The organism is Numidum massiliense, assembly GCF_001375555.1.
Classification (GTDB): Bacteria; Bacillota; Bacilli; order Thermoactinomycetales; family Novibacillaceae; genus Numidum; species Numidum massiliense.
Window position 1 is genome coordinate 3,388,346 of the sequence record NZ_CTDZ01000009.1, and the last position, 21,603, is coordinate 3,409,948.

Sequence of the window (21,603 nt, forward strand, 5' to 3'; positions counted from 1 at the left end):
ATACTTAAACACTCTCATTACCATCCCGGTCAAAATGAGAGTTTTTTTTGCACAAAAATAACATTTGTTTTTCGCAGGAGTCGCGTTATAATGTGATATAATCGTTTTGTTGAATTTTGTAGCCGCGTCGTTCGTAACAATTAGTCGAACAGCCTTTGCGGCTAGTACGAGACGATGACGAGACTCGCAAGCGACTGACGCGACTCATATGCGAATCGTACGAGATTTGGGCTGCGGATGCGACTTACGCACCTAGCTCTACTTAGCGACTACCCGCTTGCAACACTCGTCGCACGCGTGCACAATTGTCGCATGAACAGTGTACATACCGTGTCCTACGAGCCATTCTTACAGAGGAGTAGGGTGATCTAGTTTGATAGAAATGTATGACGTATGGAAGACGTACGACAACGGCAACGATGCCTTGCGCGCGATCGACGTCAAAATTGATCAAGGGGAATTTGTTTTTCTCGTCGGCCAGAGTGGCGCTGGTAAATCGACGTTTATTAAGCTCATTTACCGCGAAGAAAAGCCGACGAAAGGGAAGATTTACATTAACGGCATTAACGTCGACCGCATTAATGAGCGCAAAATTCCACAACTCAGACGGCACATCGGCATTGTTTTCCAAGACTTCCGGCTGTTGCCGCGGAAAACGGCGTACGAAAACGTCGCCTTTGCCATGGAAGTTATCGGCGAACCGCGGAAACGGATCGAAGAGCGCGTCTCCGAAATGTTTGAGCTCATCGGTCTCACCGACCGCATGCACGCCTACCCCGACGAACTGTCGGGCGGGGAAGCGCAGCGCGTCGCCGTGGCGCGAGCGATGGTCAACAGGCCGAGTGTGCTGATCGCCGACGAGCCGACCGGTAATTTGGATCCAGAAACGTCGCTCGATATTATGAAGTTGTTCGAAGAAATTAACGATATGGGTACGACGCTGTTAATGTCGACGCACAATCGGGACATTGTCAACAGCATGAAAAAGCGCGTCATCGCGGTTGAGAACGGGCAAATCGTGCGCGATGAGATGCGAGGGGATTACGGTTATGAGGATTGATGTCGGTTTCCGTCACATACGCGAGGGAGCAAAAAGTTTCGTCCGCAACGGCTGGATGAGTGTGGCCGCTGCAGGCGCTGTCTCGGTGACGTTACTTATACTAGGTGTCGTCTTACTACTCGCCATGAATGTCAACTACATCGTCAACTCGGTCGAGAACCAAGTCCAAGTGCGCGTCATGCTCGATTTAGAGACGAAAGAAGCGCAGGCAAAAACGATCGAGAGTGAAATGTTAGCGATCCCCGGTGTGAAGCACGTCGAGTTCGTCTCCAAAGAAGAGGCGCTGGAACAGTTGAAGACGGACATGGGCGACGCGAAGTTGCTCGAAGGCATGGAAGGGAAAAACCCGCTGCCGCACGCCTTTATCGTCAAGACGAGCGAGCCGGAACAGGTCGAGGCGGTCGCAAAAAAAATTAAGGTGATTGACGGCGTCAATAAGGCCGAATACGGGGCGGATTACACCGGAACGCTGTTCAGTACGACGAGCGTGTTGCGCACAGTCGGCATCGTCTTCATCGTCTTACTCGGCGTCGCCTCCGTCTTTCTCATTTCGAACACGATTCGCCTGACGATCTTAGCGCGGCGTCGGGAAATCGAGATTATGAAACTCGTCGGTGCGACGAACTGGTTTATTCGTTGGCCGTTTTTCATCGAAGGGTTGTTCATCGGGCTCATCGGGGCGATAATACCTACCATCTTATTACTAATCGGGTATTACAATGTGAGTGTCGATGTGATGAAGTCGTTGCAAATACCGTTCTTAAAATTGTTGCCGATGTACCCGACGGCGTACCAAGTGACAGGGTTATTATTAGCAATAGGGGCATTCATCGGAGCGGCAGGGAGTTTTCTATCGATGCGCCGCTTCCTAAAAATATAAAGTTACAGAAAGAGAATCGTGAATAATAGAATCGCGGGAGAATAAAGGAGGAATCGATGTGAAGAAGAAACTACTGCCGTTTGCCGTCGCTACGACACTCGTCCTATCTGCTATTTCTCCATCGGCAATTGCCGCAAACGTCGACGACGATATTAAGGAATTGCGCAAAGAGGTGAAAAAGCAGGAAGACAAGCAGGCGGAAGTGCAACAAAAGCTCAAGAAAAACGAGAATGCACAAAAACCAGTAGAGCAAGACATCGAAAAGTTGGACAAGCAGTTGTCAGATACGGAGAAAAAGCTTCGCAAGCTGAATGACGACATTGTCGTCACCGAAGAAAAGCTGGACAAGGCGGAACGCAAGTTAAAGGCAGCGGAAAAACGCGTGGCCGAGCGGGACGAGATTTTGAGTGAGCGCTTGCGCCTCATTTACGAAAAAGGGGAAGTGTCGTACTGGGAAGTGCTCTTAGGGGCAAAAGACTTCAACGACTTACTGTTGCGCTTCGACTCATTACATACGATTGCCCAGCAAGATAAGGAATTGCTCGAAGCGCAAAAGCGCGACCGCGACATCGTGGCCAAAGCGAAGCGAGCAGTCGAGCAAAACTTAGCGAAACTGAACACGCTCAAAGCTGAGGCGAAGGAGCAGCGCACGCTTCTTGCGAAGCAACAATCGAAGAAAAAAGTCGCACTCGCCAGCTTGCAAAAAGAGCATAGCAATTTGGAAAAAGCAAAAGAACAATACGCCCAAAAAGCGCGGGAACTCGCAGACGAACTCGCAAAAAAAGAAGAGGAAAAGCGGCAAGCAGAATTGCCGATTCAAGCGCCAGTACCTGTACCGAGCGACAACGGCGACTCCGGTAAGCAGCCGTCTAACGGCGGCAATCCCGCGCCTCCCGCGCCGAACAAAAATGATGCGCCTCCGAAGAACACCGGTGGAAAACTGTTGTGGCCGGCCAACGGTACGCTCACTTCCGGCTACGGGTCACGTAGTGGCGGGTTTCATAAAGGCATCGACGTGGCGGGACCGGTCGGCACGCCGATTTACGCTGCGGAAGGCGGCGTCGTGACGTTCGCTGGTGCGATGCAGGGCTACGGCAACGCAATCATCATTGCACACGGCGGCGGCATGTCGACGCTTTACGGCCACATGTACGATAACGGTGTGTACGTAAAAGCTGGTCAACGCGTCAGTCGCGGGCAGACAATCGGTGGAATCGGGAACAAAGGTTGGTCAACGGGTCCACACGTGCACTTTGAAGTGCTCATTAACGGCTCGGCAGTCAATCCGATGAGTTATTTGCGCTAAACGGAACATATGACCTGTTGCCGTCCATTGGCTAGCGTTTGGATGAAATTGAAAATTTTTGTTAGAGCGGACCCGTTTTTCCACTTGAGAAAACAGCGCATCATTTGATAAAGTGAAACAAGTGAGCTTTTAATAAAATGGTCCGGTTCGACATATACTGGGAACCAGACTGTTAAAGGTGGTGCAGCGGATGTTTTTGCGGAGGCGGACCGCTCTCTTTGTAGTTATCGTTTCACTTTTGAGCGTCAGTATGCTTACGAGTGCTTGTAGTTTGGGAGATTGGTGGACGGGACAACCTGTCAGTTCCAACCAGGAAGCTACGCCGGAGTCAGATCAGCAGGCGGTCAAAGGAAATAGTGATTTTTCTAAGCTGGAAAAGGCTTATAAGATTTTGAAGAAGAAGTCGATGTATGAGATTGACGACGACCAACTGATCGAGGGTGCCATTAAAGGGATGGTTGAGTCGCTTGGCGACCCTTATTCGGCGTATATGGATGCGGAAACGGCGGAACAGTTCCTCTCTTCTTTAGAATCGTCGTTTGAAGGAATTGGCGCCGAAGTGATGTTGCAGGACGGCAAGGTGACAATCGTTTCGCCGATCAAAGGATCGCCTGCGGAAAAAGCTGGACTGCGTCCGAACGATCACGTGTTGTCGGTAGACGGCAAAAGTTTGGACGGGCTGTCGCTGACGGAAGCTGTCGCGAAAATAAAAGGTCCCAAAGGAACGAAAGTAAAGTTAAGCATTTTACGCCCGGGCAGTTCGGCGCCGCAAAATATTACGATTACGCGCGATGAAATACCGCTTGAATCCGTTCACGCGGAAATGATGGATAATCGCATCGGTAAAATCCAAATTACAAATTTTGCTGAGAAAACAGCGCAAGACTTTGCTAAAGAGATAGCTAAGCTGGAAAAACGAGGCATGAAGGGTCTTGTCATCGATGTGCGCGGCAATCCCGGCGGCTATTTGAACGCCGTAGAAGAGATCGGTAGCATGCTCATACCGCACAACGAACCGATTTTGTGGACCGAAGGTAAAGACGGTAAACAAGACGCCGTACGTTCCAAAAATAAGGACAAAAAGAAGTATCCGATCGTCGTGCTCATCGACCGCGGCAGTGCGAGTGCCTCAGAAATTTTGGCAGCAGCGTTGCAAGAAGCGGGCGGTTCTACAGTCGTTGGGGAACGCTCTTTCGGTAAGGGCACAGTACAATCGGCTGACGATTTCCCCGATCACAGTAATTTGAAGTACACGATTGCCAAATGGTTGACCCCGAAGAAAAATTGGATCCACGAAAAGGGGATTAAACCTGACATTAAGGTGAAATACCCGGCGTATTTTGAAGCGACACCGCCGTCGAGCGAGCACGAATGGGCCTTTGACGACAATGCGGAAGAAGTGCGCGGTGCGCAGTTGATCCTCGAAGGTCTCGGGTTTAAGCCAGGGCGTCACGACGGCTACTTCAGTAAAGGAACAGAGAAAGCCGTTAAAGACTTCCAAAAGGCGCACGGAATTAAAGTGACCGGTAAGATTGGTAAACAAACGGCGACAAAACTACAGCAACAACTGTTTGAACTCGTGCGCGAACCGAAGAAAGACCCACAGTTGCAACGCGCGATTACGGAACTACAGAAAAAATTGTGACGACGTGCAGGAAACGTTAGTCGCTTTATCGAAGTACTTACGCTAACAGTTAGCGTGAGTACTTTTTTTTCTAGGAGTGTGTGCGTATGAACGTGTCGCTACATTCAGTGCTACATCCATTACTACATCCATTGCTGCAGTCGTTTTTTAATCCACTTTTGTACGTCGCTTTCGGAATGACGATTTGGCAAGCCTGGCGGCTGCATAAGGCACAGCTTTTGTTGTGGGGAACGCGCCTCTACCCCACTCGTCGAGACGTTTTCCATCGATTGGCGAGCGGTATTGTCGCGGGAATCGCTGTAAGCGGTGTAATTGCCCTTTGCGCGGCACCCATCGTTGACGTGCCGCATTTACAGCAGTTCGGGGATGCGTCACAATCACAGGTGTTGCCTGAAGGCGGAACGCAATTACAGGCGTTGCCTGCGGGTGCTTCGCAAGTACAGGTGTCACCTGGGGGTGGATTGCTGTCACAGATGCAGTGGATGGGCGCGTTAGCACTCTTGCTCGGACTCATTCGCACCCGTTTCCTCAACGTTTATTACGCGGCCGGGATGATCAGTGTGCTCGCCTTAGTCGCGCCCTTAGTCGAGACGTTGCCGTTGGTGCAGTCACTACCAGCTGTTGCGCGAGTGTTCGCCTTTTTGCATGCAGTCTATGTTCCCAGCTTGTTGTTTTGCGCTGCTGTTGTGGCGATCGCTGGCGGGGTGCTGACGATGTGGCGCGGTGGGGACAGTTACTGTCCGTCGTTAGTGTCGCACCGCGGTGCGGCGGTCGGCGTCTACGTGTTGCAAGTCTTTTGGGCCATTCCTCTCGTCCTAGCCGTAGGTGACAGCTGGCTCGTCGTCCCAGCGCTGTTCGTTTACGACGATCGCGCCACGGCACGGCGACGAGAACAACGCGCGCGGCTAAGTGGTGTGGCCATCGTCGTTTTTGGCCTCGTCCTCAGCTTTCTGTGCTGGGTGGGATCACTCTACCCGCCTTCGTCGTGGTTCGCCGCGGTGTGGGCGCTCGGCGGGGCGGAGCTCATTGTGTCGTTGTTGCGTTATGCGGAGAATAGACGGCCGTTTTTATTCGCGAACAGCGGCAGCGGTATTTGCGTGTTAGCGGTGAAAGCGAGGAGTCCGGCAGCACTGATGGGTGTTCGCGCCGGGGAAACCGTCATTGCGGTCAACGAGCAAGCGGTGAATGACATGAGCGAGCTCTACGCGGCACTCCGAAAATCCCCTGTGTACTGTAAATTGCAAGTTGCCGATCCCGCTGGCGAGCGGCGCTTCGTGCAGCGCTCGCGCTACGCCGATGAACCGTACCAGCTCGGTATCGTCCCCGTTGTGCGCACCGCGGTGACGGCGCCTGCTTTATCGCCGCGGCGCGGCTGGTGGACGCTGTTTGCGCCCTTGGAGCCCGCGGCTCAACACGGTGCGTGTCGAGGAGACGATCTCGCTCTGTCGCTGAAGGCGGACGACGACCCTTCTGCCTCGCACTAGGTGGGTGGATTCACAACTTCGTTTATACTGAACCCCCGAAACGACGCTCTGAATAGAAGACAGCGGTGTTAGCCGGAGGCGCAGCCGTACCGTTAATCGGAACGAGTAGGAAAAGGTTGCTCGTTATTATAAGCACTATCGGTTGAGGAGGTAAATTCCATTTTTGTTATTTATTATAATAAATACTTGCATATGATCAACTCCTTACGCTATATTAGGGTCAATAAGTCATTAACGAATTGGAGGGAGTAATAAATTGGGCATTTTGTCTTCTTTTTTTATACTGTTTTTGGTTTTTCTCCTATTCAATCACTTCGGTCTTAGATTGTCGGGTGTAAAAGGTTCTATTACTCTAATGACGTTTATATTATCGCTAGTTGAAGCGGTGTTAAGTTTATTGTTTGCAATATACGTTATTTAGGTGTAGGACTACATTAATATCTTTAAATGCTTATTCAACTAAAAACAATAGGGATCCCCCAACTATCGGCGATCCCTGTTGTATACCTAACTTAGTTTATTTTGGCCCTATGGATTTGGTACGTTCCACTTCCATAAAGACCAATCTCAATGTTCGTAGTATATTCAACCGGTGAATACTTTAGCGCTCTAAAGGATCCTTTAGTGCTCACTCTTACTACGCTTGGATCAGTTCTTTTTGAGGACTTTTTCGAACTTTTTGCGTATAGCGGGCCGCCGTAATCATCGTTATAGTAATAATTACCGACCTTTCCTTGTCTATATTTAAAGTCTCCATATAGCTTGTGCCAAAATCCCCCAAAGCCACCTATTCCACCATACGACACTTTGGCCGAAAAATTCTTCTTTTTCCAGGCCGGTTTCTTTTTCTTAGCAGTTGTAACAAAATCTTCTGTTTCTTCATCGTAGCTTACACTAAATGAAAATGTGACAGGTCTTTCACTAAAACTAAGCTCTTTAGCTCCAGAAACATTTGTTTTTCCTTTAGCGAGTTCTTCATTAATTTCCAATCGAAGCTCTTCTAGTTTCTGGTTGACCTCCTTTTTTTGCTCCGGAGTAAGTACCCAATCATCTTTTACATTATTTGAACCAGCAGCTAAAACTAGATTCTGACCGACAAAAAGGAGTGAGACAATTAGAGATAGACAAACTACCTTTGTGAAAAAAAATGATTTTTTTCATTTGAACAACCTCTTTTCTTGTTTAAATAAAATGTGCCGCTCAACTAAGTATAAAAATATTGAATAAAGCCCTTTAATCACCCCTTTCAAGCACCTTTCAAATATATAGACGCTTTAAGGTCAGAGATCGTTCCCTATTTATCAAATGTTATGCTCGCTTATAGATAAAACACTTTCGCACGTCATCTTTAGCATCCTTTTGCAGTAGTTATTGGTAATTACTTAGGGTAGTAGCGGACACGAGTGTGTTAGAGATAAAATGTTATTAGAACGCACGTTCCCTGACATGCCTTTTGTGGTATAATGAAAAGAGTGCCACAAAAGAGGTGATATGCTCGTGAATGAACGTTTTCAACTCGTTTCGGACTACAAACCTCAAGGTGACCAGCCACAGGCGATTGCACAGCTCGTGGCCGGCATAAACGACAACGAGCAGCAGCAAGTGTTGCTCGGGGCAACGGGTACCGGGAAGACATTTACGATGGCTAACGTCATCGCCCAGGTCAACAAACCGACCCTCGTCATCGCACACAACAAGACGCTCGCTGCCCAACTGTGCAGTGAGTTGAAAGAGTTTTTCCCGCATAATGCGGTCGAATACTTTGTCAGTTATTACGATTACTACCAACCGGAAGCGTACGTACCGCAGACGGACACATATATCGAAAAAGACGCGTCGATCAACGACGAGATCGATAAATTGCGTCACTCGGCGACGAGTGCGCTGCACGAACGGAACGACGTCATTATTGTCGCCAGCGTGTCGTGCATTTACGGGTTAGGGTCGCCGGAAGAATACCGCGACTTAGTTTTGTCGCTGCGCGTCGGCATGGAAATCGAGCGCAATGAGGTATTGCACCGGCTCGTCGACATTCAGTACAACCGCAATGACATTAACTTTACGCGCGGCACCTTTCGCGTGCGCGGCGACGTGATCGAAATTTTCCCCGCCTCGCATTCGGAACAGGCGGTGCGCGTGGAGTTTTTCGGCGACGAAATTGACCGCATCCGCGAAATCGACATCGTTACTGGAGAAGTGATCGCCGACCGCGACCATATTGCCGTTTTTCCCGCGTCCCACTTCGTCACGCGCGAAGCGAAAATGAAAGTGGCGATTCAATCGATTGAACAGGAATTAGAGGAGCAGTTAAAGGAACTGCGGGAAGCGGGCAAACTATTGGAAGCACAGCGCTTGGAACAGCGCACCCGCTACGACATCGAAATGATGCAAGAAGTCGGCTTTTGCTCCGGCATCGAAAACTATTCGCGCCACTTGACGGGGCGCAAAGCGGGGGAGACGCCGTATACGCTGCTCGATCACTTCCCAGACGACTACTTGATGTTCGTCGACGAATCGCACGTGACGTTGCCGCAAATTCAAGCGATGTACAAAGGCGACCGCGCGCGGAAGCTAACGCTGATCGACCACGGTTTCCGCCTGCCGTCAGCAGCGGACAACCGGCCGCTTAAGTTCGACGAATGGGAGCAGCACGTGCACCAAATCGTGTACGTGTCGGCGACGCCCGGGCCGTACGAACAAGAGAAAAGTCCATGCGTCGTCGAGCAAATTATCCGTCCGACCGGATTGCTCGACCCGAAAATCGACGTACGGCCGATTCAAGGACAGATTGACGATTTGATCGGAGAAATTAATGCGCGCCGCGAGCGAGATGAACGGGTGCTCGTGACGACGCTGACGAAAAAAATGGCGGAAGACCTCACCGACTACTTAACCGACGTCGGGATCAACGTGCGCTATTTGCACTCCGACATTAAGACGATTGAGCGGATGCAAATATTGCGCGACTTGCGCCTCGGTGTGCACGACGTCGTCGTCGGCATTAACTTGTTGCGGGAAGGGCTCGACTTGCCGGAAGTGTCCCTCGTCGCCATTCTCGACGCGGATAAAGAAGGGTTTTTACGCGCCGAGCGCTCCCTCATCCAGACAATTGGCCGCGCGGCGCGCAACGCGGACGGGCAAGTGATCATGTACGCCGATAGGATCACTGATTCGATGCGTCGCGCCATCGATGAAACGGAACGGCGGCGAACCATCCAACACACTTACAACGAAACACACGGCATTACGCCGCAAACGGTACAAAAAGCGGTACGCGACGTGATCGAAGCGACGCGCGTCGCCGAAGAACGGGCCGACTACTTGGACACCGATCTGCACAAATTGCCGAAAAAAGAGCGGCGGGAAACGATTCAGCGGTTAGAGCAAGAAATGAAGGAAGCGGCCAAAGCATTGCAGTTTGAACGCGCGGCTGAACTGCGCGACCTCATTATCGAGTTAAAAGCGGAAGGAGCCTAAATCGGTTCATGGCACATGAAAACATCGTCATCAAAGGTGCACGCGCACACAACTTGAAAAACATCGACGTGACGATCCCGCGCGACCAGTTCGTCGTGTTGACGGGACTGAGCGGCTCGGGTAAAACGTCGCTCGCTTTTGACACGATTTACGCCGAAGGGCAGCGCCGCTACGTTGAGTCGCTGTCTGCTTACGCGCGCCAATTTTTAGGGCAAATGGACAAACCGGACGTCGATTCAATCGACGGCTTGTCGCCAGCGATTTCCATCGACCAAAAAACGACGAGCCGCAACCCGCGCTCGACGGTCGGCACGGTGACGGAAATATACGATTACTTGCGGCTGTTGTTCGCGCGCATCGGTCGGCCGCACTGTCCGGTGCACAAGATCGAAATTACGTCGCAAACGGTCGAGCAGATGGTCGACCGCGTCATGACGTTGCCGGAGCGGACGCGCATACAAGTGCTCGCCCCGCTCGTACAAGGGCGCAAAGGTGAACACGTCAAGTTACTGGATAAAATTCGTAAAGACGGGTACGTGCGCGTGCGCGTCGACGGCGAACTGCGCGAAGTGACGGAAGAGATTAAGCTGGAAAAAAACAAGAAGCATACGATCGAAGTCGTCATCGACCGCATCGTCGTCAAGGAAGGCGTTGAGACGCGTCTTTCCGATTCACTGGAAACAGCACTCGAACTAGCTGGGGGAACGGTGCTCGTCGACGTGATCGACGGCGAGCAACTGCTATTCAGCCAAAACTTAGCCTGTCCAGAGTGCGGCTTTAGCATCGATGAGTTAGCGCCGCGCATGTTTTCGTTCAACAGCCCGTTCGGCGCTTGTCCGGCGTGTGACGGGTTAGGTAGCCACATGGAGGTTGACCCGGAGATGGTCGTGCCTAACCGGAAAAAATCGCTTAACGAAGGGGCGATCGATCCTTGGGCCAACTCGTCGTCGACGTATTACGAACAACTGCTGCACACGGTGTGTACCCATTACGGCATCGATCGCGATACGCCTTTCGGCGAGCTTTCCGCAGCGCACGCGGACGTTCTTTTGTACGGTGGCAAAGAGCGCATCCCGTTTCGCTATGAAAACGACTTTGGACATGTGAAGGAAACCTCCATACGTTTTGAAGGGGTCATCCCTAATTTGCAGCGCCGCTACCGCGAGACGTCGTCCGATTACGTGCGCGATCAAATCGAGACGTATATGAGTGAGAAGAAGTGCCGTTCTTGTAAAGGGGCGCGTCTCCGTCCCGAGTCGCTCGCCGTCCTCGTCGGAGGCGAAACGATTAATACGGTGACGAATCGTTCCATTCGCGAGGCACTGACGTTTTTCCGCGAACTCGAGTTAAGTGAGAAGGAACAGGCGATCGCGCGGCTCGTGTTGCGGGAAATAGAGTCGCGGCTCGGCTTTTTAGTGAACGTTGGGCTCGACTACTTAGAGCTCAACCGCGCAGCAGGGACCCTATCCGGCGGTGAGGCGCAGCGCATTCGCTTGGCGACGCAAATCGGCTCCAGCTTGATGGGTGTGCTGTATATTTTGGACGAGCCGAGTATCGGCTTGCACCAGCGGGATAACAACCGACTCATCGATACGTTGAAAAGTATGCGCGACCTAGGGAACACGCTCATCGTCGTCGAGCACGATGAAGACACGATGCTCGCCGCCGATTACATTATCGACATCGGGCCGGGTGCGGGGGCACACGGTGGCCGCGTCGTCTCGCAGGGGACGCCGGAAGAGGTCATGGCGGACAAACAGTCGCTCACCGGCCAGTATTTGAGCGGGCGCAAGTTTATTGCACTACCGGCCGAAAGGCGCCAGCCGAACGGCAAGTGGATCGACGTGCGCGGGGCGAAAGAAAACAATTTGCAAAACGTGGACGTCAAGTTTCCGCTCGGTACGTTTACGGTCGTCACCGGAGTTTCTGGTTCAGGTAAAAGCACACTTGTCAACGAAATTTTGTACAAAACGCTGGCGCGGGAGCTGCAGCGGGCGAAGGCAAAGCCTGGGGCACACCGAGAAATTCGCGGCTTGGAACATTTGGACAAAGTGATCGACATCGACCAGTCGCCGATCGGCCGCACGCCGCGCTCCAATCCGGCAACATATACAGGCGTGTTCGACGACATTCGCGACGTATTCGCCACGACGACGGAGGCAAAAGTACGCGGGTACAAAAAGGGGCGTTTCAGTTTCAACGTGAAGGGGGGCCGCTGTGAAGCGTGTCGCGGTGACGGGATCATCAAAATTGAAATGCACTTCCTTCCGGACGTGTACGTGCCGTGCGAGGTGTGTAAAGGGAAACGATACAACCGCGAGACGTTAGAAATTGGCTATAAAGGGAAAAACGTCGCTGACGTGCTCGACATGACCGTCGAAGAGGCACGCGAATTTTTTAAAAACATTCCGCGCATTAAGCGCAAAATTGACACGCTGTACGACGTCGGGCTCGGCTACATGAAGCTGGGGCAACCGGCGACGACACTGTCCGGCGGCGAGGCGCAGCGGGTGAAACTGGCATCTGAACTGTACCGCCGCAACACCGGTCGTTCGCTGTACATTCTCGACGAGCCGACGACCGGCTTACACGTCGACGACATCGCGCGCCTCCTAAAAGTGCTACAGCGGTTAGTCGAAAACGGGGAGACGGTCGTCGTCATCGAACACAATTTGGACGTTATTAAGACTGCTGACTACTTGATCGACCTCGGACCGGAAGGAGGCGACGGCGGCGGGCGCATCGTCGCCACGGGCACGCCGGAAGACGTGGCGCGGGTACCGGGGTCGTATACAGGGCAGTTTTTAGCGCCAGTACTGACGCGCGACCGCGCGCGGACGGCAGCGCTATACGATCGCGCCTCGAACGAGTAACAACGGAAAGGCACGGGAAGGCGGGAGGAGGACGTCTGCCCCTGCCAGTCTGTCCGCGACGTGGCGGATGCTTTTAAGCAATCCCTAGCTCGGGCAGGGGATTGCTTTACTTTTTTGCTGTCGAAAAAATGGTATACTAAATGGTGAAAATGTACGTGAAAGTAGGGACAAATAAGGTTTATTAAAGGAGAGACGGGAGATGTTGTTTCACTACACGATAGAGACGGCGCGTACGGTAGAAGAAACAGTGAAAGCGTGCGAAGAGAGTTGCCAGCGGCGGAAATTGAGTACTGTAGGACACCTGAATATTCCGCTCAAATTACTAGAAAAGGGCATCAATTTACCGCAGCAGTATCGTATATTAGAAGTGTACCATCCGGATGTCGCAAAAAAAGTACTGTCGTACAACCAGGTAGGTGGGTTATTCCTCACCTATAAAATCGCCGTCTACAAAGACAGGGAGACGGGAAAAACAACGGTCGGTCTCGTGCGTCCGACGGTTTTAATGGAGCTGGTGGACGATGACCGGTTGGTTGCAATGGTGCAAGATGTCGAAGCGGCACTCCTTGCAGTGCTCGACGAGGTGAAAGGCTGACATCGAAGCGTCGGGTCAGGTGTACCTTGTATGTTTCACCGGTAAATGTGAGAAGGTTGATACAGAGAAATATGTTTGGCGGCAAAAATCTCTCAAAAGGAGGGGTGCCAATATGCGGTGGATCGTGAAACTGATCTTCAATGCGATTGCGGTAGTGATCGCGGCAGAAGTACTGGATAGTATTCAAGTCAGCGGAATGGGGGCAGCACTCACGGCGGGGCTCATTTTGTCGATTGTCAATACGTTTTTTCGACCAGTGCTCGTGTTTCTCACTTTCCCGTTAACCGTTGTAACTCTCGGCCTGTTTTTGCTTATCATTAACGCTTTAATGTTGATGCTCACGAGTGCGCTCGTGCCCGGTTTTACCGTCGTCGGCTTCGGGGGAGCGTTTTGGGGCGCGGTCATTGTCAGTTTTGTAAGCTGGTTATTGAACGGGCTATTTCGCAAATGATCGTTGTCGTATGCGCGTTACGCTGTTGCAAACGCATAACCCCGACCTACGCACATAACACGCAAAGAACAGCGTGTCATTGTATCATTAATGAACCGAAGGCATTGAAAAGACCTTAAGGTCCGGGGTCTGTACGTATGAGTAAAAATTTGCGGGGAAGAAGTCCACAGTTTGGAGGGTTTAAACGCGTGAATGTGTATCGCCAGTGGCATGACATTGCGCCCGATTTGGCGCGCATTTTACAAACGGACGTCGCGTGGGGCACGTCGGAGGACTACCGCGAGTTTGTAGCGCGGGCGGGAGTAGAGGAGCAGACGTTTATTCCCGTCGCGACGCAGGACGGCGAAACGTGGGGCTGGATCATTTCCGGCACGTTGACAGCACGCGAACGCCAGTTGCTCGTGCTGTTAACGTCGCAGTCGTTGCGGCGGTCAGCGGACAGTGACGCACAGACAGAGGGGCCACTTCTTCCTCAGCGCGCGTTAGCCGATTACTTGTGCGACGTCGCTCACAGTGGTCACCTGTTGCCGGTGCCACCTGACTTAGTACATGTAGATATCGGGGAAAGAGTGCCGTTTTACGTCGTTTGTCACGGCAGTGCGAGGCAGCTAAATCAAAAAGAAGTTTTACGCGTGTTACAGTCTTTTTTTGACGGCGATGTGTGGGTCGTAAACGTGGCGCCGAACGATCGCCTCGTCTTGCCGCAAGTTTCGCTCGTTCTAGACGATACGATCGAAGATTGGAAGGACTCCCTTTACCACTGGGCTGCAGGGTTAGTTGAACTGTTTGCCGCTGAGCTCGGGGAGGATGTCCACTGTATCGTGCATCACTCGGCAGCAACCGTGCAGGCGTTGGGCCAATCCCTGTTGCAACTAAAGCAGTCGTATGTCCTCGGGCAGTCTATTTATCCGCGGCGAAATGTTTTTGCGACGTGGGACTTACCCTTGGAACGGTTACTGCACGGGTTGCCGTCGGATCTTTGCCGCACGTTTTTGCACGACTTGTCATACGACGCCCACAACTGGTGGCGTGACCAAGAGATGCGCGACACGTTAGAGACGTACTTTCGCCTTAACTTGAATGTAAGTGAGACAGCGCGACAGTTGTACGTGCACCGCAATACGCTCCTTTACCGCCTCGACAAGTTGAAACAAGAGACAGGACTCGACGTGCGCAACTTTGAGGATGCGATGCTATTACGCCTCGCGTGGCTGCTCACGGCCACTGAAGATGCCGAACCGACCGAGTAGCACGGAGACCACGCACGACTACAGGACTACACGATTACGCGACGACACGGCTTCAGGACGTTACACCATTTAGATCACTCTTTTAAATACTTTCATAAATCGCTTCATGTCGCTAGGAACGAAGGATGGGTGCCTTTTTTGGGTAATGTGCTCAAAAAAGGCGCCCATTTTTAGGAGGATTGTCTATAGCGGGATAGCCCGCGAAGGCGATAAAATAAATGTATAATACCTTCTTGGGGGCATGGATAATGGCAGGCTTAAAATTAAATCATATTTACAAGCGCTTTGGCGATGTGACTGCGGTTGAAGATTTCAATTTAGATATTAAAGATAAAGAGTTTTTAGTGCTCGTCGGTCCGTCTGGCTGCGGGAAGTCGACGACGCTGCGGATGGTTGCCGGTTTGGAAGAAATTTCGGAAGGGGAGTTGTATATCGGCGATCGTTTAGTAAACGACGTCGCCCCGAAAGACCGCGACATCGCGATGGTGTTCCAAAGTTACGCCCTGTACCCACACATGAACGTGTATCAAAACATGGCCTTCGGGTTAAAACTGCGCAAGTTTAAGAAAGAAGACATCGACAAACGCGTAAAAGAAGCGGCACGCATTCTCGACATTGAGCATTTGTTGGATCGTAAGCCGAAGGCGCTTTCGGGGGGGCAACGGCAACGGGTAGCACTCGGACGGGCGATCGTGCGCGAACCGCAAGTGTTCTTGATGGACGAGCCGCTGTCGAACTTGGACGCGAAGCTGCGGGTGCAAATGCGGACGGAAATTAGTAAATTGGCCAAACGGCTGGAAACGACGGTCGTTTACGTCACGCACGACCAGACGGAAGCGATGACGATGGGCGATCGCATCGTCGTCATGAAAGACGGCCTCATTCAGCAAGCTGACACACCGGATAAAATTTACAACGAGCCGGCTAACGTGTTCGTCGCCGGATTTATCGGGTCACCTGCGATGAACTTTATTAGCGGCTCTTTAGTCGAGACGGGCGGTAACGTGCACTTTAAAGCGAACAATGTCGACGTGGAGGTGCCGGAAGGACGGGCGAAGTTGTTGCGGGACAAAGGGTACGTCGGTAAAGACGTCGTCTTCGGCATTCGCCCGGAGGACATTCACGACGAGCCCGTCTTTTTGGAAGCTTCTCCGGAAAGCGTGCTGAAGACGAAGGTAGAAGTGTCAGAAAACATGGGTTCAGAGATGTACTTGTACTTAAGCGGACTCGGCGACGACATGTTTATCGCCCGCGTCGATGCCCGCGCCAACGTCGGTATGGGTGACGAAGTGAAACTCGCCTTCGACATGAACAAGTGCCACATTTTTGACAAGGAAACGGAAGAGGCTGTGTTTTAACCTGCCGATCCTTTAGGCGCCTCTTAAATAGAAACCGCGAGCTATTGATCAGCTGCGTCGGTAAAAAAGCACCGCCGTGAGGCGAGCGTTGGCTCGGTTTTGCGGCGGTGTATTAAGGTTGACTACTCCTCGAAAACAATTCCCACAGGAAGCATATGTCAATATTTTTGGAGCTGGCTTATTTTTTGGAGCAATAGCAGCCACACACCGAAATAGTGATATAATAGAGTGGCTCGATAAGTGAAAAGGCTATAAGGTCACTCGCAACGCGAGTGTTAAAAAGGGAAGTTTGGTGCGAAGCCAACGCGGTCCCGCCACTGTGATCACTAGGATGTGCTTGCAACCCCACTGTCGCCTTGTGCGTGACGGGAAGGGAAGGACGTCTGTGACGTGTCAGCCAGGAGACCTGCCTTATAGTTCTGTGCGGCCTTCGCGGAGAGGTGTAGCAGAGTCGTAGATCCTAGCGCCACGTGTAGCGCACGTGCGTCTTTATTTCCATTGAGCCATTACTGGTGCTTCGTGGGATTGCTAGGTGGTACGTACCTGTTTACATAAAGTCCCCCGCGCGGGGATTTTTTTAGTTGGATGTCATGTCGTTGGATGTCGTTGGATGACGGTAGATTCTTTGCTAGATCCGGTGGAAGGAAGGGAGATACACGTATGTTTAAGTCGAAAAGGTGGAATCGGTGGTCACTGTTTCTCACCGCCCTCCTCGTATTTGCGCTGCTAATCGGGTGCGGAGCGCCAGAGGCCGACGAACAGGCTAAAGGGGCAAACGACGGCTCTAACGTGGAGCAGCAAGCAGGAAAACAGGACGGGAAGCAAGGTGCGGCACAGCAGAAAGGTAAGCAAAAGTCCAAGGAGGAAGACGCGCAAGCGGAGGGTTCGTTTCCTGTTTCGATTACGGACGCTCGCGATGAAAAGGTTACGATCGAGAAAAGGCCGCAGCGGATCGTTTCTCTCATTCCGAGTAACACGGAAATTGCCTTCGCCCTCGGCTTAGGAGCGGAAGTCGTCGGCGTCAGCGATTTTGACAATTACCCGGAAGAAGTGAGCAGTAAAGAAAAAATTGGCGGCATCGAGTTTGACGTAGAAAAAATAGTATCTTTAAAGCCGGATCTCGTCCTCGCCCACGCGTCGAGTGCCGACAGTGCCAAAGAAGGGCTTAAACAGTTGCAACAGGCGGGTGCGACGGTGCTCGTCGTCAACGACGCCACGACCTTTGCCGACTTGTACCGCTCGATCGAGATGATTGCGGAAGCGACGGGAACAAAGGCAAAAGCGCAGGAGATTGTCGCTGGGATGAAGGAAAAGCTGGATGACATGAAGCGAGAGGCAGAAAAAATAGCAGCGGATGAGCGGGTGACGGTGTGGGTTGAAGTCGCGGCGCCGCCGGAAATGTACACGACTGGCACGGAGACCTTCATGCACGAAATGCTCACTGCGATTAACGCCACTAACGCAGCGGGAGACGTGGAAGGATGGGCGAAATTTACGGAGGAGGACGCGGTAAAGCAAAACCCGGACGTCATCGTGACGACGTACGGCGACTACGATAAAGAGGCGAAGAAAAAAATACTTGCCCGCAAAGCGTGGCAGGACGTGCCAGCAGTTAAACACAAGCGCGTGTACGATGTCGATCCCGATACGGTCACGCGTCCGGGGCCGCGCTTAATCGAAGGGGTCGAACAACTTGCGGCGGTCGTCTATCCAGACGTCTTTAAGAAAAAGAAATAACGTTGCACTGGCGTATGGGTTTGCGCTGGTACTGCTCGTCGTCGCGATGTTTTTGGGAGTAGCGGTCGGGAGTGTCCCGATTTCGTTTGCGACGATCTTGGATGTGTGTGCCGCGCAATTTTTCCCGCGGCAGTTTGCGTCTGAAGCTGATCCGATGGTGGCGAACATCGTGTGGTACATTCGCTTGCCGCGCGTCGTCCTCGCCGCGCTCGTCGGGGCGTCGCTGTCCCTTGCTGGCGCGGCGTTTCAAGGATTGCTCAAAAACCCGCTCGCCGACCCGTACACGCTCGGCGTGTCGTCGGGCGCTTCCGTCGGCGCCGTCGTCGTCCTCTTTTTCGGACTGAGTTTGCCTTTGTTCGGATCGTTTACGTTGCCGTTCGTTAGCGTGATCGCCGGGTTTGTCACGTTACTGGCCGTGCTCGCCTTTGCGCGTTTCGTCGAACGCGCCTTGTCTGTGCAGACGATTGTTTTGACCGGGATTATTTTCAGTTCGTTTTGCGGCTCGCTCATTTCCTTAATGATCGCTTTAACTGGGGAAGAACTGCGACAAATTATCGGCTGGCTGTTGGGGAGCGTCGCAATGCGCGGGTGGGAATACGTGGCACTGCTCGTGCCCTTTTTCGCCTTTGGCGCGGCTATTTTACTTGCGAACGGGAAGGAATTGAACGCTCTTGCCTTCGGGGAGGAGACGGCGCAGCAGTTAGGCGTCGACGTGCGCCTGCGCAAGATGGCGATTCTCGCTGGCGCCTCACTGCTTACAGGGGCGGCGGTCGCCGTTTCGGGGACGATTGGCTTCGTCGGACTCGTCATGCCGCATCTGACGCGGTTGTTGTGGGGACCTGACCATCGGCACTTGTTACCGCTGGCGATGCTGCACGGAGGCGCATTTTTAGCGATGGCCGATTTGGCGGCGCGGACGATTGTCGCGCCGCAAGAGTTGCCGATCGGCGTCATTACCGCTCTGATCGGTGCGCCAGTGTTCGCTGTCGTCTTTTGGCAACAACGCAAACGAGGGAAGCAGGGATAACTGTGCTAACAGTTGAGTGTCTCACAAGTGGATACGGGGAAAAAACGGTCTTGCACGACGTGTCGTTTACGGTGGAAAAAGGGGAAGTTTTTGGCATTGTCGGGCCAAACGGCAGCGGTAAGACGACATTGCTCAAAGTGGTGGGCGGGTTACTCCCGGTTCAGTGCGGCGCCATCTACTTGCACGGGCGCCCGCTCACAAGTTACAAGAGTAAAGAGCTGGCGCGACTCATGGCCGCGTTGCCGCAAACTGTCGAGCCGTCGTTTGCGTATACGGTACGCGAAATTGTCGCCCTCGGTCGCTATCCTTACCAGCGTGGCATGTTCGCGCCGTGGACGAGAGCGGACGAAGCGGTCGTTCGACAGGCGATGCTGCAGACGAATGTACAGCAGTTTGCGCACTCTCCGTTGCAGTTTCTGAGTGGCGGGGAACGGCAGCGCGTGTTTTTGGCGCGCGCCTTAGCCCAAGAGCCGCAGCTGTTACTGTTGGATGAACCGACGAACCACCTCGACCTTTCCCATCAGACAGAACTGTTCGACGCGCTGCGGCAATGGGTGAAAGAGGAGCAGTTGACGGTGGTGCTCATTTCTCACTCCCTCGATTTAGCTAGTCTTTACTGTGATCGGCTACTGCTGCTCGACCGCGGGGCGGTGACGGCGCTTGGCACGCCGGCAGCGGTACTGGAAGAGGAGCGGCTGGCGCGCGTGTACCGCACGATACTCAAGCGGCAAGACCACCCAGACGTGCCGCGGCCGACGATTACGCTACTGCCGCGCGCCCACCGCGACTACAAGCGGGAAGCGTCACTAGACGACTTGCGCGTAACGAAGAGTGAGCGGTTACTTAAGATTGAATCGCCCGCGCCATTGAAACGGCTGTCGTCTGCCGCCGTTGGCGGGGGAAGCGGCTGGAGTCACACCTTTGTCACCTGCTGTGTGCCGTCAGCGGATCGCGTGGCTGTCGGTGCGGAGGACGGCCACCAGCCGGCTGGCGAGTTAGTCGGCTATTTACAGCGACTCGGAATTAACGCTCCGGAGAGGGAGACGGTTGCAACGGTGACGGCGGCTGACGCTGTCGAGGTGGCGAGCGCATGCCACGAAGAGGACGGCTTGGCGTTGCGCGTCGTCGCGTCAGCGGGATTCTCTGAAGTGGGAGGCGTTCCCGAAAGGGGGGACAATTCCGATGTGGTCGCCCTTTCCGATCGCCAAACAGCGGGAGTCGGGACCGTGCACATTTTCGTGTTCGTGGCCGGCGAGTTGACGGAGGTGGCGTTTGTGCAAGCGTTAATGACGGCGAACGAGGCGAAAGTGCGGGCGCTCGCCGCGTGTGTCGGGAGCGGCCCGCGATTGGCGTCGGTCACAAATGTATCAGCGGCCCCGTCAGAGGAAGAGGGCTCATGGATGCGGAAGGTATCGGTAGCGGGGACCGCGTCGGATAGCATCGTCGTTGCCGCAACTCAAAACGGGTCACCGTACACGCGCGTAGATGCGGCGACTTCTGTCGGTCAGGCGCTTGCTCGGGCGGTTTATCGGGCGACTGTGGATGTAGTCGCCCAATGTCGGTAAAAGTTATTACACAAGTCGCGGCGCCGTTTCGGATGTGTCATTCAAGCTTTATTTAAGCTAAAACCGACGAGATAGTAAGTGTGGGGAGAAACTTTATTAAGGCAATCACTTCGGACAAACTTATAGTCGTCATTGTGTAGGGGGTATATGCGTGCGTTTGTATACGAAAACAGGAGATAAAGGACAGACGAGTGTCGTCGGGGGGCGGGTGGCCAAAGACGATGTGCGCGTCACCGCTTACGGAACGATTGATGAGGCGAACTGTTTTGTCGGGCAGGCGATTACTCAGCTAACAGGGGAGCAGTACGCCGATTTGATTCCGGAATTGCAGCGTGTGCAGCACGAACTGTTTGATTGTGGCAGTGACTTGGCGCGGATTGACAGTGGGCGGCCTTACAAAGTGAACGAGGCGATGGTGACGTTTTTAGAAACGCGCATCGATGCGTACATCGCGGAGGCGCCCGAGTTGAAACGTTTTATTTTGCCGGGAGGAACCGCTGCTGCTGCGACATTGCACATCGCGCGCACGGTGACGCGCCGCGCAGAGCGCTATGTCGTCACGTTGCAGCGCGAAGCGTCGCTCAACGAAGTGGTTTTAAAGTACTTGAACCGCCTGTCGGACTATTTATTCGCCGTCGCGCGGGTCGTTAACGCACGTGCAAATGTGAAAGACGTCGAATATGCGCGCAGTGGAATTGTCTTTCGCGGCGGCAAGCGGCAGGCACGCGGCGGTAAGCGGCAGGCAAAAAAACGAGACGAGTAGTCGCTGGGACATACAATGTTCGAAAATATGTGGCGAACTGTTGGAGATTTGGATGAAAACGCGTTTTTTTTTGCCTGTGATAACCGGGTAGCAGGATTTTTTCGACGCGTGGTAGAACTTGTTGTGATAGAA

The 21,603-nt window shown here is 53.0% G+C and carries 16 protein-coding genes and 1 riboswitch; of the genes, 15 read left to right on the top strand and 1 reads right to left on the bottom strand.

Going from position 1 to position 21,603, the window contains the following annotated elements; genetic code table 11:
- Nucleotides 1–373: 373 nt before the first annotated feature.
- From ftsE to BN1247_RS15940, 5 genes are all read left to right on the top strand, one after another.
- Nucleotides 374–1,060, top strand: coding sequence for a cell division ATP-binding protein FtsE (gene ftsE, locus BN1247_RS15920; protein ID WP_054951249.1), 687 nt, complete (start codon nt 374–376; stop codon nt 1,058–1,060).
- Nucleotides 1,050–1,940: a permease-like cell division protein FtsX gene (ftsX, locus tag BN1247_RS15925; RefSeq protein WP_054951250.1), complete on the top strand. Its 891-nt coding sequence runs from the start codon at nt 1,050–1,052 to the stop codon at nt 1,938–1,940. Before ftsE ends, ftsX begins: the two co-directional genes overlap by 11 nt.
- Nucleotides 1,941–1,998: 58 nt before the next feature.
- Nucleotides 1,999–3,246 carry a murein hydrolase activator EnvC family protein gene (locus tag BN1247_RS15930; RefSeq protein WP_054951251.1) on the top strand — a complete coding sequence of 416 codons (1,248 nt, stop codon included), beginning with the start codon at nt 1,999–2,001 and terminating at the stop codon, nt 3,244–3,246.
- 190 nt (nt 3,247–3,436) lie between these two features.
- Nucleotides 3,437–4,891, top strand: coding sequence for a S41 family peptidase (locus BN1247_RS15935; protein WP_147675267.1), 1,455 nt, complete (start codon nt 3,437–3,439; stop codon nt 4,889–4,891).
- Between the two features lie 86 nt (nt 4,892–4,977).
- Entirely contained in the window at nt 4,978–6,375 is a 1,398-nt protein-coding gene (locus tag BN1247_RS15940; protein WP_054951252.1) for a PDZ domain-containing protein, read from the top strand.
- A 512-nt stretch (nt 6,376–6,887) separates the two neighbouring features.
- Here the strand turns inward: BN1247_RS15940 and BN1247_RS15945 are convergent.
- Nucleotides 6,888–7,364: a hypothetical protein gene (locus BN1247_RS15945; RefSeq protein ID WP_054951253.1), complete on the bottom strand. Its 477-nt coding sequence runs from the start codon at nt 7,362–7,364 to the stop codon at nt 6,888–6,890.
- Nucleotides 7,365–7,872: 508 nt separating this feature from the next.
- Here BN1247_RS15945 and uvrB point away from each other — a divergent pair.
- From uvrB to BN1247_RS15995, 10 genes are all read left to right on the top strand, one after another.
- Nucleotides 7,873–9,852 (top strand): excinuclease ABC subunit UvrB, encoded by a 1,980-nt coding sequence (uvrB, locus tag BN1247_RS15950; protein ID WP_187119809.1) that lies wholly within the window; start codon nt 7,873–7,875, stop codon nt 9,850–9,852.
- Between the two features lie 8 nt (nt 9,853–9,860).
- Nucleotides 9,861–12,725: an excinuclease ABC subunit UvrA gene (gene uvrA, locus BN1247_RS15955; RefSeq protein WP_054951255.1), complete on the top strand. Its 2,865-nt coding sequence runs from the start codon at nt 9,861–9,863 to the stop codon at nt 12,723–12,725.
- A 199-nt stretch (nt 12,726–12,924) separates the two neighbouring features.
- Entirely contained in the window at nt 12,925–13,320 is a 396-nt protein-coding gene (locus BN1247_RS15960) for a DUF302 domain-containing protein (RefSeq protein ID WP_054951256.1), read from the top strand.
- A 112-nt stretch (nt 13,321–13,432) separates the two neighbouring features.
- Nucleotides 13,433–13,771, top strand: a complete 339-nt coding sequence (locus BN1247_RS15965) for a phage holin family protein (RefSeq protein WP_054951257.1) — start codon at nt 13,433–13,435, stop codon at nt 13,769–13,771.
- Between the two features lie 137 nt (nt 13,772–13,908).
- A complete protein-coding gene (locus tag BN1247_RS15970; protein ID WP_082415973.1) occupies nt 13,909–15,021 on the top strand; it encodes a PucR family transcriptional regulator in 1,113 nt (370 codons plus the stop codon).
- A 248-nt stretch (nt 15,022–15,269) separates the two neighbouring features.
- Nucleotides 15,270–16,379, top strand: coding sequence for an ABC transporter ATP-binding protein (locus BN1247_RS15975; RefSeq protein ID WP_054951259.1), 1,110 nt, complete (start codon nt 15,270–15,272; stop codon nt 16,377–16,379).
- A gap of 237 nt (nt 16,380–16,616) precedes the next feature.
- Nucleotides 16,617–16,807: riboswitch (cobalamin riboswitch) on the top strand.
- Nucleotides 16,808–17,039: 232 nt separating this feature from the next.
- A complete protein-coding gene (locus tag BN1247_RS15980) occupies nt 17,040–18,116 on the top strand; it encodes an ABC transporter substrate-binding protein (protein ID WP_054951260.1) in 1,077 nt (358 codons plus the stop codon).
- Nucleotides 18,073–19,143, top strand: coding sequence for a FecCD family ABC transporter permease (locus BN1247_RS15985; protein ID WP_054951261.1), 1,071 nt, complete (start codon nt 18,073–18,075; stop codon nt 19,141–19,143). Before BN1247_RS15980 ends, BN1247_RS15985 begins: the two co-directional genes overlap by 44 nt.
- A gap of 2 nt (nt 19,144–19,145) precedes the next feature.
- Nucleotides 19,146–20,708: an ABC transporter ATP-binding protein gene (locus tag BN1247_RS15990; RefSeq protein WP_054951262.1), complete on the top strand. Its 1,563-nt coding sequence runs from the start codon at nt 19,146–19,148 to the stop codon at nt 20,706–20,708.
- Nucleotides 20,709–20,859: 151 nt separating this feature from the next.
- Entirely contained in the window at nt 20,860–21,471 is a 612-nt protein-coding gene (locus tag BN1247_RS15995; protein WP_054951263.1) for a cob(I)yrinic acid a,c-diamide adenosyltransferase, read from the top strand.
- Nucleotides 21,472–21,603 lie beyond the last annotated feature (132 nt).

Coding starts and splice junctions, on each gene's coding strand:
- BN1247_RS15970 (WP_082415973.1), top strand. CDS start 13,909: ATGAGTAAAAATTTGCGGGGAAGAAGTCCACAGTTTGGAGGGTTTAAA.
- uvrA (WP_054951255.1), top strand. CDS start 9,861: ATGGCACATGAAAACATCGTCATCAAAGGTGCACGCGCACACAACTTG.
- BN1247_RS15935 (WP_147675267.1), top strand. CDS start 3,437: ATGTTTTTGCGGAGGCGGACCGCTCTCTTTGTAGTTATCGTTTCACTT.
- BN1247_RS15980 (WP_054951260.1), top strand. CDS start 17,040: ATGTTTAAGTCGAAAAGGTGGAATCGGTGGTCACTGTTTCTCACCGCC.
- BN1247_RS15975 (WP_054951259.1), top strand. CDS start 15,270: ATGGCAGGCTTAAAATTAAATCATATTTACAAGCGCTTTGGCGATGTG.
- BN1247_RS15960 (WP_054951256.1), top strand. CDS start 12,925: ATGTTGTTTCACTACACGATAGAGACGGCGCGTACGGTAGAAGAAACA.
- BN1247_RS15965 (WP_054951257.1), top strand. CDS start 13,433: ATGCGGTGGATCGTGAAACTGATCTTCAATGCGATTGCGGTAGTGATC.
- ftsX (WP_054951250.1), top strand. CDS start 1,050: ATGAGGATTGATGTCGGTTTCCGTCACATACGCGAGGGAGCAAAAAGT.
- BN1247_RS15940 (WP_054951252.1), top strand. CDS start 4,978: ATGAACGTGTCGCTACATTCAGTGCTACATCCATTACTACATCCATTG.